The following is an 11,885-nucleotide window of genomic DNA, read 5'->3' on the forward strand; positions in this document are numbered from 1 at the left end:
TTCCCAGGACCGCCGGAGCGCCGCTTGATCAAGTCTCCATACACCAGACTTGCATATAGCTCGCGCCGATGTTTGCGAAGAAGAGGACATGAAATGAGCGATTGCGGCTGTCACGTCGAAGCGAGCAACGAGGCCGAGCGCCGAATCCTACGGATCGCCCTGGCGCTCAACGCCACGATGTTCGTGGTCGGCATCACGGTCGGCCTTATCGCCCAGTCCATGGGGCTGGTCGCCGATTCGTTGGATATGCTGGCGGACGCCAGTGCCTATGCGATCGGCTTGGCCGCAGTGACACGCAGTGCACGTTTCAAGGCCTCTGCGGGTCAATTGAGCGGGTCGATGCTATTGCTGCTGGGTTTAGTCGTGCTGGCCGGTGTCGTATGGCGTGCGGTCATAGGCAGCGAGCCCGAGGGCTCTTGGATGATCGGGATCGCTTTTGTGTCCCTCACCGTCAATACCATCGTTCTCCGGTTGCTGGGGCGTTTTCGCCATGGCGAGGTGCATCTGCGGGCGACCTGGCTATTCACCCGGGTCGATGTAATTGCCAATGTGGCGGTGATCCTGTCCGGCGTGCTGGTGCTGGTTCTGAACAATGCCGCACCTGATCTGATCATTGGCACCGCGCTTGGTCTCTACATTATCAAGGAGGCGATCGGCATCGTGCGCGAGGCACGCGAAGAAAAAAAGACTGCGAAGTAAACGGGCGCGTTTTCAAGGAAGCGCCGTGGGCGATCTGGCCAACATCGTATTGATGGCCCGAGGCTACTTGGCGTGAGTTCGGGCAATCTTACGAATGAAATGATTCAGGAGTATCTCGATGAGCAAGAAGGTGAGCCGGTGGCAGATAACAGTCGCTTTCAAATTGACCCCATAGACGAGGGTACTAGTTCACGCTGGTTTCGATGGCCGTCTTTAGAGTTCCGACGGTGAACAGATCCGGTAGCCGCCGATGGATTGTGCCATCGGGAGTTAATATCACGGCGAACGGTAGGCCGGCCCCGCCGAACGCGCGTAGGTAAGCATCGAGGCGCGCATCGGGCCGGGTCAGATCGGCCTGGAGAACCTGCATGTCCGTGGTTGTGACCGCACGAACGATTGTCTCGTTGGAGTAAACGGTCTGTTCCAGAACCTTGCAGTTGATGCACCAGTCGGCGGTGAACTCGATCAATACCGGGCGGTGGTCAACGCGCGCGGCCGCCAGCGCACGCTCGGTCAGCGGTTGCCACGGTAGGCCATGCTCGGCGGCATTACCCTGGTTGATCTCGATCGCGGCGGCGCTCACGGCGACGATTGCCAGAACCAGCGCCGGTACCATCCTCGCGCCGAGCCCCGGCCCAACCCATAACGCGCGCAACAGCCAGAAGGTCAGCGCGCCGAGCCAGCCGCTCCACAGGAGTGTGCCGAATCGTGGGGCCACGACGGTGGTGGCGAAGAATACCGCGCCCGCCAGCAGTACCAGCCCCAGAACCTGTTGTATGCGCGAGAGCCATGGTCCGCTGCGGGGTATCCGGTTCAGCAAGCCGGGGCGCGCCAACAGCACGAGATAGGGCAAGGCCAGACCCACGCCGACGGCCAGGAACAGCGCCAGGATGGTGCTGGGCGCCTGCGTCAGCGCGAACGCCATGACGCCGCCGAGGAAAGGGCCGGTACAGGGCGCCGAGAGGATGGCTGACAGCAGGCCGGCCAGATACGGCTCGGCGTAGCCGTTGGCCTGTATCCGATAAAACCACTGCGGTGGCTGCAGACCGCGGCCCGCCAGGCTGTAGACACCGAGGCCCGCCAGCACGAAAGCGAGTACCGCCCGAAACCAGAACGCCTGGAACAGCGTGCCCCAGGTCCAGTGCAGCCAAGCGGTCGCCAGGGCGAGGCCGCCGAAAAACGTCAGCGTACCGGCGAGCAGCGCGGTGGCCGCGAGCAGGCGCTGCCGCGCACCGCTACCGACCACGCGGGCGATGCTGCGCAGTTTGATCGGCAAGGCAGGCAGCACGCACGGCGTCAGATTGAGCAAGACACCGGCGGCGACCGCGATCAGCAGATATGGCCCAAGAGTCATGGTCCGTATTTTCCTGTTGAACCGTCGGGCCCCGATCGCGAAGCGTTTCGATGTCGTCGGAAACCTGTGTTATCAAACACGCTCATGTTGCCCTTGGCCCGGAAGGTGTTCGGTTTTCGGTCGTCAAGCGAAAGGACACGGCGCCGTAGGTGGCCACGCAGTAAGGCACAGCGTAGGTCAGCAGCAGTTTCACGAGATTGAGGTGGTCCCCGCTGAGCAGCGCATCGCCCTGATTGATCAAGTTGAGGACTGTGCCCACGATCAACGCCACGACAAAAGACCGGCGTGGCACGCCGTCCGCGACACAACTCCGGCAAATGTGTGCTAAGCGGGCCATCAATGGTTCCTTTGATGGGCGCCGACGAGGACGCGGCGGATGGCGCGCGTCGCCAATAGAAAAAGCAGTGCGCCGAACCCGACGACAATCCAGACATACACCGGTAGTCTTAACGCATGACTGCCCAGCAAGACACTGATCACGGTCAATGGCAGGATGCCCAGGCCGGTTGTCCAGGCGAATGTCAGGCGGGGCACACCAGCCAGACCAGCGGCGTAATTGATTAGGTTGAATGAAACGATCGGAAGCAGGCGCGCTACCAGCAGGGGCGCAACGCCAATATGGATCGTGAAGGCATCCAGCCGTGCGCGGTATCGCCTCGGCACCAATCGGGTTCGTGCGGCTGGGCCCAGTGCGCGCGCTATTTCATAGCTCAGCAGCGCGCCGATCATGGCGCCCGACCAAGTGATCAGCACGCCCAGCCAGGGGCCGAATACGACACCATTGGCGACGGCGATCACCTCGGCCGGAAAAGGCACGAAGGAATGCGCCGCCATCAGGGCGATGGAAGCCAGCGGCGCCCAGAGGCCGGCCTGTGCCATCAGCGCCGGCAGACCGTCGATACTGAAATTGACGCCAGCCAGGCTGTACTCGATAAGACACCACAGAATGATGATGTCGATGCCCAACAGGACGACGGTCAGGACGAGCCCGCCCGCCAAGAGAGACCCGCGCCGGCCGTTTTTCGCGGCGTACAGTAATCCGCACGACGCCAGGATCAACAAGGTCAGACCGATCAGGGCGAGTGCGATACAAACCAGCAGTGTGCCGGAAGTCATCTCCATGTCAGTCCGAGATTGCCGTAAACCGGGCGGTCATGAGGCCCCATCGCCAGTCGATCTTGTAGCGCTCGGTGTCCACTGTCGCGTAACCGGCTTGTTCAACCAACGCTGCGCATTCTCGCGTACGATACACCCGGCCATGCGCCCGTCCGAACAGGCGCTGGTAGGCATCCAGAACGCGACACATCAGATAATCACCGCACCAATCGGTGATGACGAGCCGGCCGTCGGGCCGCAAAACCCGTTTTATTTCCCGCAGCGCGGTATCGGGCTCGGCGATGTAATGGAACATGTTGCAGGAAACCACGACATCGAACTGCCGATCGGCAAACGGCAGTGTCTCGGCCCATCCACGCTGCAGTTCGACGGCGGACGGGAGCCGGCGACGCGCGATCGCCAGCATCTCGGGCACCGGGTCGACGCCCGTCAGCCGGGCCGCTGGGTGAATGGCTGATAAACGACGCAGCAGCACGCCCGTGCCACAACCGATATCGAGCAGCCGGTCGGAGTCACATAGCGGCAGGCGCGCCACGGTGGCGCGTGCGGTGGCGTCAACGTAGAACGACCACCGGGTGTCGTAAGTATCCGCGAGGCCAGCATACTCTTGGGTAATACGATCGTGCGGGTCGTTCGTGGGCATGCGGCGCCGGCCTGTCTTGTTATTGCCTGTCCTGTTATTGGATGGGTGCATCGATCACAAGCGCACCCTATCCATTCAGTCGCGGCCGGACGGGCTTTGTTCTGCTACCGCCTGTTGAATCCGATCGAAACTCACCACCCCGGAAAACAAGGTATCGCCCACAATCACGGTGGGCGTGGCGCGCAGACGGATAGCTTTGCCGGCGTTTTTTTCCTTGGCGATAACGGCGTCGGTTTTATTGTGTTTCAGGCACTGCTCGAGCTTGTCGGCGTCAAGACCAGTTTCGACGGCGATATCGAGAAAACTAGAGGTCGCATCGTCCGTGGCGGCCCATTGGTCCTGCGTTTCGTAAAGACGGTCGTGATAGGGCCAGAATTTGTGTTGACGCGCCGCGCAACGCGCGGCCTCGGCCGCCTGCTGCGCGTGGGCGTGCATGGGTAGGGGAAAATCAAAGAATATGAACCGCGCCTTGCCGGACTTGACCAAGTCTTGACGTATTCGTCGAGCGGTGGGTGCGAAGGCGCCGCAGGCGGGGCACTGGTAATCGCCGAACTCGCGGATGGTGATAGGCGCGTTGTCGTGGCCGACCGCCACGCCGAGCGCGTCATACTGTGTTCTGAATGCGGTCATTGTGCTCTGATCGAGCTTGCGCGGATTGTCGGAGTCGGTCGAAGCTTTCGAGCCGCCCCGGAAGCTAATCAGCATGATCGCGGCGATAATCAGTACGCCGGCAATCACGGCGGGGATGAACAGAATCCCGAACAGGCTGCTTGGCGCTTTGTCAGTTCTCTTCATGCTGGTTTATCGCGCTGTGAGGAAAGAAAGGGTGTCGCGGCCAGCCAGTGCTCGACTGGCCCAGCCCTCGACATCGTTTCAAAAGGGGTCGATAACGCCCTCGAACACAGCCCCGGACATGGGGTGTCCGGGGCTGTGAGGTTGGATCGGCGTTACTTGTTCGGCTGCTTGGTCATGCGCAGATAGGGCTTGAGTTCGTTCCAGCCGGCCGGGAACAGCTCCTTGGCCTGCTCGTCGGACAGCGCGGGCGAGACGATCACATCGTCGCCGTCCTGCCAGTTCGCCGGCGTGGTCACCTTGTAGTTGTCGGTCAACTGCAGCGAATCGATCACTCGCAGGATCTCGTCGAAGTTGCGCCCGGCGCTTTTCGGATAGGTCAGCGTCATGCGGATCTTGTTGTTGGAATCGATGATGAACACGCTGCGCACCGTCGACGTATCGCCGGCGTTCGGGTGGATCATGTCGTAAAGTTCCGCGACCTTGCGGTCGGAATCGCCGATGATCGGGAAATTCACGGCCTGACCCTGGGTCTCCTCGATATCCGACGACCAGCGCTTGTGATCGTCCACCGAATCCACCGAAACCACGATGGCTTTCACGTTGCGTTGGGCGAACTTTTCCTTGAGACCGCCGACCGCGCCCAGCTCGGTCGTGCAGACCGGCGTGAAATCGGCCGGATGCGACATCAGCATGCCCCAGCCGTCGCCGAGCCACTCATGAAAATCGATCCGGCCTTCGGTGGTGTCGGCCGTGAAGTTCGGGGCGGTATCGCCTAGTCGTAAACTCATCGTTTGCTCCTCAAATCTAAAATAATCGGTAAAAAGCAGCCACTCATAACGAGTGGCTGCTGTTAAAGGCCCGAATCAGCCTTTGTCGGCGCTGCCGCTCTGGCTATCGGATTTTTTCATCTGGGCCTCCATCATCTTGTTGCAGTTGCTCATCATCTGGTTCATTTCGGTCATCATCTGCATCATGGGCATTTGGCCGTTGCCCATCATGCCCTGACCCATATGATCTTTATTTTTCATCATCTGCCCCATTTCACCCGCGCCAGAGTCGTTATCACTCGACGTGGCGGCGAATGAGGCGGTTGCGATGGCGGCCGATGCCGCGATGAAGGTGGCTGCGGTGAATGCTTTCAGTGTCTTACGCATGGTCTTGTTCCTCGATACGTTGGGGGGAAGGTCCCGGCAGTAGTGCCGGGGAATCGTTGGCTGGGGCGTGGGCCGCTTCGGCCTTCTGTTCGTTTTTTGAACAGGACTGCATGCTTTTCATACAGATGCCCACCATGATCAGGCACGGCAGCGTGCTGAGCAGAATGGGTAGAACGCCGGCGGCCGCCAGCCCGTTCCAGCCGAACGCCAGCCCGAGACCGACGATCGCGAGACCGCCAATCATCAAACGCTGACGCTTGAGCCAGTGCAGCGCCGGATGCTGCGGTTTGGCTTGCGGGTCGGAACTCTTGGTTTGGTTTTTAGAGCAGCTCATAACAGGGACTCCTTGTAATGGGTATTAACCATGGCTCAGTACGTGCCGTACACGTCGCCGCTTAGCGTGCGGACGACGAACGGCCCTTGTTTTTTGCCCTTCATTCCAGGCGAGCCGGCCGGCATGCCAGGCAGCGAAATGCCCTCGATGTCGGGTTGCTCGCGTAACAGTTGGGCGATGGCCGGCTCCGGTACATGGCCGACGACGACGTAGTGGCCAATCGTCATGGTGTGGCAGGAGGCCAACTTGGGCGGTACGCCGTGCTTTTGATTCAAGGCGGCCATATCGTCGGTATCGACGACCTTGACGTCGTAGCCCGCTTTGTCGAGATATTGCGCGTATTGCTCGCAGCAATGACAGCCCGGGTTGTGGTACAGCGTTGCGGCCACCGGCGCGGCGACAGCCGTGCCGGTAAACGCCAACGCGAAGACCATGAGCGAGAATATCGCCACGGCGCGGTTGAGAGATTGTTTCATCCAGATGTAACTCCACGTGACTTGAATACAAAGCGTCCGGATGACGCGGCCGAGCCGCATGCTGCGTATGCAACGTACGTGCATTACGCAACGCGACGGCGGTTAGGCCGGCCGACCCGTACAGGTCGGCAGAACTTCAGTGAAATCCGGACGTGAGGCGCGGTAAGCGCCGATCAGGTCAAACGCGGATGAAACGCGGAGGGAAGGGGTCGGGGCCCGACAGCATTCGGCCCAGATGGGCGCGCAGATGAAAGCCGGGGATGGCCCTCGGGGGCAACACGAGCGCGGCTGCGGTATCGTTTGTGTCAGCCGTCATGCTGCACATGGCGAGAACGCAGGTCGTGGTCGCGGGCGGCGCGTGCTGTTGGCTCGCAGGATCGGCCTGACATAGCGCGCACGCCGTTGACGGACTTGATGAAGACGGCATCGACCACGCCATGACGGCTGGACTGGCCAGCACGCTGGCTAAGATCAACAGCGTGATCAGGATGGAAGGAACAAGCCGCTTCATAAGACTTATAATATAGGCGCTCTTTATGACGATGACAAGGTAAAAGCGTGTAAAGCGTCAAAAATAGTTTTCAGCGTGCGTCATATCGGTCGGGCGTCGCCCTCGTAGATGAAGGCCATCGTTTTGGGGCCTTTCATATAACCGGTCTCGAGCCGCGCCACGTCGAAGCCTGCGTGTTCGATCAGTGCTTGAATCGGACGGTTCAGATGACAGCCGCCGCTGACCTTTGACCATACCGGGGTCAAACGGTGCTGCCATTTTCTCACGGCCTCTTCGGGCCCCAATCCGTGTTCGACGAACAGAAGCCGACCGCCAGGCTTGAGCACACGACGCATTTGTGCGAGCGCCCGATCCGCATGCGGGATGCTGCACAGCGTCCAGGTCGTCACGATCGTGTCGAGGCTCTTGTCATCGAACGGAATGGCTTCCGCCGAACCCTCGATCAGCGAAACCGGCCGGTTCGAGCGCCCGGCCGCGCGCTCCGCGAGGCGGACCAATTGCGGTGACGGCTCCAGACCGTGAATGCCGCGGACGTGTGGCCCGTAAAACGGCAGATTGAGGCCGGAGCCGATGCCGATTTCCAGCACCTCGCCTTGCGCGCCGGCCAACACGCGCCGACGATACGGTACGAGGTGGCGATTGCGCATGGCCAGGTGACAAAGCCGTGGCAGAACTACGTCGTTATAGAGTCCCATCGTTCATACTCATGTATTCGCTACTCGCCCACGCTCGCCACAGTATCGAAAAACATCGCCGGCCGCTGCCACAGCGAGTTGACAAAGATGGCGGTCACGCTCGCCGCCATCGCGACCATGGCCCACACCGGATAGATCAGGCCGGTCGCGGCCAGCGGAATACCGATGCCGTTGAAGGCAAAGGCCAGTCCCACATTCTGCAGCATCTTGCGATAGCCCCAACGGCTGATTTCCCACGCCGTGATCACGGCGCCGACCTGGCCGTTGAGGATGATGATATCGGCGGCATCGATGGCGATGTCGGCGCCCGAGCCCATGGCGATGCCGATATCGGCCTGCATCAGCGCGGGGGCGTCGTTGATGCCGTCGCCGACCATGGCGATCCGCGCGTCGCGCTGCATGGCGCGCAGCCGCTCGGCTTTGTCGGCCGGCAGCACATTCGCGTGGACCTCGTTGATGCCGGCACGCTCGGCGATATGGCGGGCGGTGCGTTCGTTGTCGCCGGTGAACATCGCCGTGCGGATGCCGAGCTCGTGCAGCCGGGCCACGGTGTCGACGGTATCGGCGCGCAAGGCATCGCCCAGCGCAATCGCGCCGAGCAAGTGCTCGCCGCGCGCCACGACAATCACCGTATGACCCTGTTGTTCCGAGGCTTCGATGTGGTCGTTCAAGGCGTCGAGCGTCAGCCCCGCCGAGCTCAGGAAGGCGGGGCTGCCCACCCGGATGTCGTCGCCATTGATCCGCGCCGTCACCCCGCGTCCCGACTCGGCCTGAAAATCGGCCACCTCGGGGAAATCCAGACCATGATCGAGTGCGGCCTCGACCACGGCGCGGCCCAGCGGGTGCTCGGAAGCGGCCTCGACGGCCGCGGTCAGGGCCAACAAAGCGTCCTCGTCGTCATCCAGGCTTTCGATATGGCGCACCGCCGGCCGGCCTTCGGTCAGGGTCCCGGTCTTGTCGAAGACTACGGTGTCGATCTTGCGCAGCGCCTGGAAGGCCTCGCCGGTGCGCATTAGCACGCCCTTGTCGGCCGCCTCGCCGGCGCCGCGCACGATCGACAGCGGCGCGGAGATGCCGACCGCACAGGGATAGCCCATCACCAGCACCGTCAGCGCGGCGAACACCGCCCGCTGATATTCGGGGTCGCCGCCGAGCAACACCGGACCGAGGGTCCAGGCGGCGAACGCGAGCGCCGAGATCGTCAGCACGGTCGGCGTGTAGACCTGCAACACGCGATCGACGATGTGCAGTAGGCCGGGCTTGAGCGCACGGGCGTCTTCCACGCTGGAAATCACCTGATGCAGAAAGCTCTCGTCGCCGACCGCCGTGACCCGGATCAGCAGGGTGCCGGTGCCGTTGATGGCGCCGCCGACAACGCTATCGCCGGCGGTCTTTTCCACCGGCAGCGGCTCGCCGGTAATCAGCGCTTCGTCCACCGCCGAATGGCCGCCGACGATCTCGCCGTCAACCGGAATACTCTCACCCGGACGCACCCGCACCTGCATGCCCGCCGTGATCTGCTCGACGGGCAGATCCTGTTCGTCGCCGTCGGTGACCACATGCGCGGTCTCCGGCTGCAGATCCAGCAGCCGCTTGACCGACTGCGCGCTGCGCGTCTTGACGATTAGCGACAGCCATTCGGAAAATAAGTGATAGGTCAGCACCATCACCGACACCGCGAAAAACGCCGCCGTCGGATAGCCCGCGGGTTGTGCCGCCAGGCCGATCGCGCCGCCGATTAGGCCGGCGAAGGCGCCGATCTCGACCAGCACGTGCTGATTGAGGATGCCGCGACGTAGCGCCTGGAAGGCCATGACGCCCATGTGCCGGGCCAACCCGAACATCATGGCCAGCGCCAGCGCGCCGACCAGCAGCGGCTCGGTGCCGGCCAGCACGCCGCTCGCGCGCAGCCCGAACAGGGTCAGCCCGCCGGCGGCCAGGCCGGCGCTGCCGGTCAGCGCGATGGCCGGCCCGCGCCCGCGCAGCACGGCATAGCCGAAGCCGACCAGGCTGACATAAACCAGCGCCGACAAACCCAGGGTCCAGGCGCTGGCAGTATCCACAATCAGCCCGACCGCGGCCAGGCTCATGGCCAGCGCCGCCACAAAGCGGTTACGCTCGATGGCCAGCGCCTGTTCCTGGCGCTCGAAGGGTTCGACCTTGCGCGGATCGCTCAGGGTATAGCCGATCTGCTGGAGCGTGCCCATCAGGGTGGCGGCGTCGGTCTCGCCGCCGTCGTATTCCACCAGCGCCTGCTCATGGGTCAGACTGACCGCCACCCGCTGCACGCCGGGTTTGGCGCCCAGCGCGCGCTCGATAGTGCCGGTGCACAGCGAGCAGTGCATGCCGCCGATATGGGCACGCACGCGGCGGATATTCGAGTCGCCGGTAGCTTCTTCGCTCCAGGGATGGAAGTCGTCGGAGTTAACGGTGGCATCATTCATGACAATACTCCGGGTTGAGGCGGGGATGTTCGGTCAATAAAAAGCCAGCCCGATCGACCAGAAACCCAGTAGCACCAGCACCGCGCCAGTGACGCGCGGCATGCGGGCGGCAAAACGGGCGATCGCATTCAACAGCCGCCGCCCGCGCTGGGTGAACACCGCCAGCACGAGCGGGCTGGACAGGGCCAGCCCAAAAATCAGCAGGGATACACCGCCATAGGCCACACCGCCGCCGGCCGCGGCCTGGGCGGCCGCGCCGCCGAGCAATACTGCGAGCAGTGGCGCCGCGCAGGCCGGGATGTTGAATCCAAACAAAACACCGAGCGCGGCGCCGCCGGAAGTCGCCGGTACGCGAGGCAACAAGCGATCGCTCTGGCGAATCAGCCACGGCGCGCCGCCGGCCAGATAGGCCAGCCCGAGCGCGACATACAAGCTGCCCAGCACCATCCACAAGCCGTGCTGGATACCCATGAATCGGGCGCCGATCACGGCCGCTAGCACGCCGAGCCCCGCCATCAGTCCGGCCCGGGCCAAGGTGAAGACCAGCGTCTGGTACAAACGCTGGTGCTCCGGCAGCCGGTCCAGGAACTTCAAAAACAGCAGGTGGCTGCCGACCGAGCACGGCTCCACGAAAGCCAGGAGCCCAAGGCCGGCAGCCAGCGCTCCAGCCTGTGCGATCTCCAAGGCTTATGCCGGCGCGGCGGCATAGCCGGCGTCCTGCACGGCCTGGGCCAGCGCCTCGGAAGACACTGTTTCGGCGTCATGGGCGATACGTGCCTGCTTGTCAGCCAATGACACGGAACAGCCTTTGACGCCGGTTTGCTGCTCGATTACGTTCTGTACGATCTGCACGCAGCCTTGGCAGTGCATGCCGTCGACGGTCAGCGTCGTTGTTTGCATGGAACGCTCCTGTGATTAAGGGGTTCGCCGCGTCGGCTTAGACCCTGTTTGCATTTCACATGAGCGTAGACCCTGGAGTCGACTCCAGGTCAAGAATTTATTTAAGCGGCCGGGCCGGGCGCCGAACGCGTTCACTCGGACGTATCCAAGCCGTCGATAATCGGACAGCCTTGATCGCTGCCCCGGCACAACTGCAGCAATTGCCCGAGTTCCTGTTGCAGCCGATCGAGATCGGCCATGCGGGCCTGAATCTCTTGCAGTTTCTGTTCGGTCAGCCGTGCGACCTCCGGCTGGGCGGCCTCACGACAGCTTCGCGATTCGAGCAATATCCGGATTTCATCCAGCGAGAAACCGCAACGCTGGGCGCGCCGGATGAAACGCAGCCGCGCTAGATCGCGCGATTCATAGCGTCGTCGCCCGCGATTATCCCGCGCGATCCGCGGCATGAGCCCAATTTTCTCGTAATAGCGCAACGTATCGACGGATAGGCCGGTCTGCTGGGCAGTTTCACCGATGCTGGGCATAGAATGGGATCCTCGAATTCATCGGAAAGTGGGTTCGGGGCAGTTGTGGCATATCAGGTTGCGCTTGTATTCATACCGCCATAACTGCGGGTCAAAGCCCAAGCAATCGAGGCAATGGCGCCGAGTATCAGCAATGTGGGGCGCGGACCGAACACCGAGCCCAACGTGCCGGCCAAGGGATGATTAATCAGTCAGCAGGCATGCGACCGGGCGAACTGAGCCTTACACAGCCGAACGCGA

General features: G+C 62.4%; 15 protein-coding genes and 1 pseudogene. 2 read left to right on the forward strand and 14 right to left on the reverse strand.

Going from position 1 to position 11,885, the window contains the following annotated elements; all coding sequences use genetic code 11:
- Positions 1-93: 93 nt before the first annotated feature.
- Complete coding sequence (locus C41B8_RS17005; RefSeq protein ID WP_037340959.1) at positions 94-699, forward strand: cation efflux transmembrane domain-containing protein; 606 nt, start codon at positions 94-96, stop codon at positions 697-699.
- Positions 700-748: 49 nt separating this feature from the next.
- Positions 749-930 (forward strand): annotated as a pseudogene (locus C41B8_RS21250) (hypothetical protein); the annotation flags it as partial.
- Here the strand turns inward: C41B8_RS21250 and C41B8_RS17010 are convergent.
- The 14 genes from C41B8_RS17010 to C41B8_RS17080 all read right to left on the reverse strand — a co-directional run bounded on the left by C41B8_RS17010 (position 884) and on the right by C41B8_RS17080 (position 11,645).
- Positions 884-2,053, reverse strand: coding sequence for a protein-disulfide reductase DsbD family protein (locus C41B8_RS17010; protein WP_037340961.1), 1,170 nt, complete (start codon positions 2,051-2,053; stop codon positions 884-886). The pseudogene C41B8_RS21250 and the gene C41B8_RS17010 sit on opposite strands and share 47 nt — an antisense overlap.
- 82 nt (positions 2,054-2,135) lie before the next feature.
- Entirely contained in the window at positions 2,136-2,390 is a 255-nt protein-coding gene (gene nrtS / locus C41B8_RS21215) for a nitrate/nitrite transporter NrtS (RefSeq protein ID WP_051883711.1), read from the reverse strand.
- Positions 2,390-3,175 (reverse strand): TVP38/TMEM64 family protein, encoded by a 786-nt coding sequence (locus C41B8_RS17020; protein WP_051883712.1) that lies wholly within the window; start codon positions 3,173-3,175, stop codon positions 2,390-2,392. Before C41B8_RS17020 ends, nrtS begins: the two co-directional genes overlap by 1 nt.
- Before the next feature lies 1 nt (position 3,176).
- Positions 3,177-3,812 carry a class I SAM-dependent methyltransferase gene (locus C41B8_RS17025; protein ID WP_037340962.1) on the reverse strand — a complete coding sequence of 212 codons (636 nt, stop codon included), beginning with the start codon at positions 3,810-3,812 and terminating at the stop codon, positions 3,177-3,179.
- A gap of 75 nt (positions 3,813-3,887) precedes the next feature.
- On the reverse strand, positions 3,888-4,550 hold the full coding sequence (locus C41B8_RS19845; protein WP_232226108.1) for a DsbA family protein: 663 nt from the start codon (positions 4,548-4,550) through the stop codon (positions 3,888-3,890).
- 209 nt (positions 4,551-4,759) lie between these two features.
- Positions 4,760-5,395, reverse strand: a complete 636-nt coding sequence (locus C41B8_RS17035) for a peroxiredoxin (RefSeq protein WP_037340965.1) — start codon at positions 5,393-5,395, stop codon at positions 4,760-4,762.
- Positions 5,396-5,470: 75 nt separating this feature from the next.
- Positions 5,471-5,761: a hypothetical protein gene (locus C41B8_RS17040; protein ID WP_037340967.1), complete on the reverse strand. Its 291-nt coding sequence runs from the start codon at positions 5,759-5,761 to the stop codon at positions 5,471-5,473.
- Entirely contained in the window at positions 5,754-6,095 is a 342-nt protein-coding gene (locus C41B8_RS17045; RefSeq protein ID WP_037340969.1) for a hypothetical protein, read from the reverse strand. The genes C41B8_RS17040 and C41B8_RS17045 overlap by 8 nt, the downstream gene beginning before the upstream one ends.
- 35 nt (positions 6,096-6,130) lie before the next feature.
- Positions 6,131-6,631, reverse strand: coding sequence for a DUF411 domain-containing protein (locus tag C41B8_RS17050; protein ID WP_232226109.1), 501 nt, complete (start codon positions 6,629-6,631; stop codon positions 6,131-6,133).
- A gap of 531 nt (positions 6,632-7,162) precedes the next feature.
- The gene (locus tag C41B8_RS17060; RefSeq protein WP_037340972.1) at positions 7,163-7,777 is read right to left on the reverse strand and encodes a class I SAM-dependent methyltransferase; all 615 of its coding nucleotides are present in this window, start codon (positions 7,775-7,777) and stop codon (positions 7,163-7,165) included.
- Between the two features lie 20 nt (positions 7,778-7,797).
- On the reverse strand, positions 7,798-10,221 hold the full coding sequence (locus tag C41B8_RS17065; RefSeq protein ID WP_037340973.1) for a heavy metal translocating P-type ATPase: 2,424 nt from the start codon (positions 10,219-10,221) through the stop codon (positions 7,798-7,800).
- Positions 10,222-10,254: 33 nt separating this feature from the next.
- On the reverse strand, positions 10,255-10,905 hold the full coding sequence (locus C41B8_RS17070; RefSeq protein ID WP_037340974.1) for a cytochrome c biogenesis protein CcdA: 651 nt from the start codon (positions 10,903-10,905) through the stop codon (positions 10,255-10,257).
- A gap of 3 nt (positions 10,906-10,908) precedes the next feature.
- On the reverse strand, positions 10,909-11,121 hold the full coding sequence (locus C41B8_RS17075) for a heavy-metal-associated domain-containing protein (protein WP_037340975.1): 213 nt from the start codon (positions 11,119-11,121) through the stop codon (positions 10,909-10,911).
- Positions 11,122-11,252: 131 nt separating this feature from the next.
- Positions 11,253-11,645: a MerR family DNA-binding protein gene (locus C41B8_RS17080; RefSeq protein ID WP_051883715.1), complete on the reverse strand. Its 393-nt coding sequence runs from the start codon at positions 11,643-11,645 to the stop codon at positions 11,253-11,255.
- Positions 11,646-11,885: the final 240 nt, after the last annotated feature.

Source organism: Salinisphaera hydrothermalis C41B8, assembly GCF_000732535.1.
Lineage (GTDB): Bacteria > Pseudomonadota > Gammaproteobacteria > Nevskiales > Salinisphaeraceae > Salinisphaera > Salinisphaera hydrothermalis.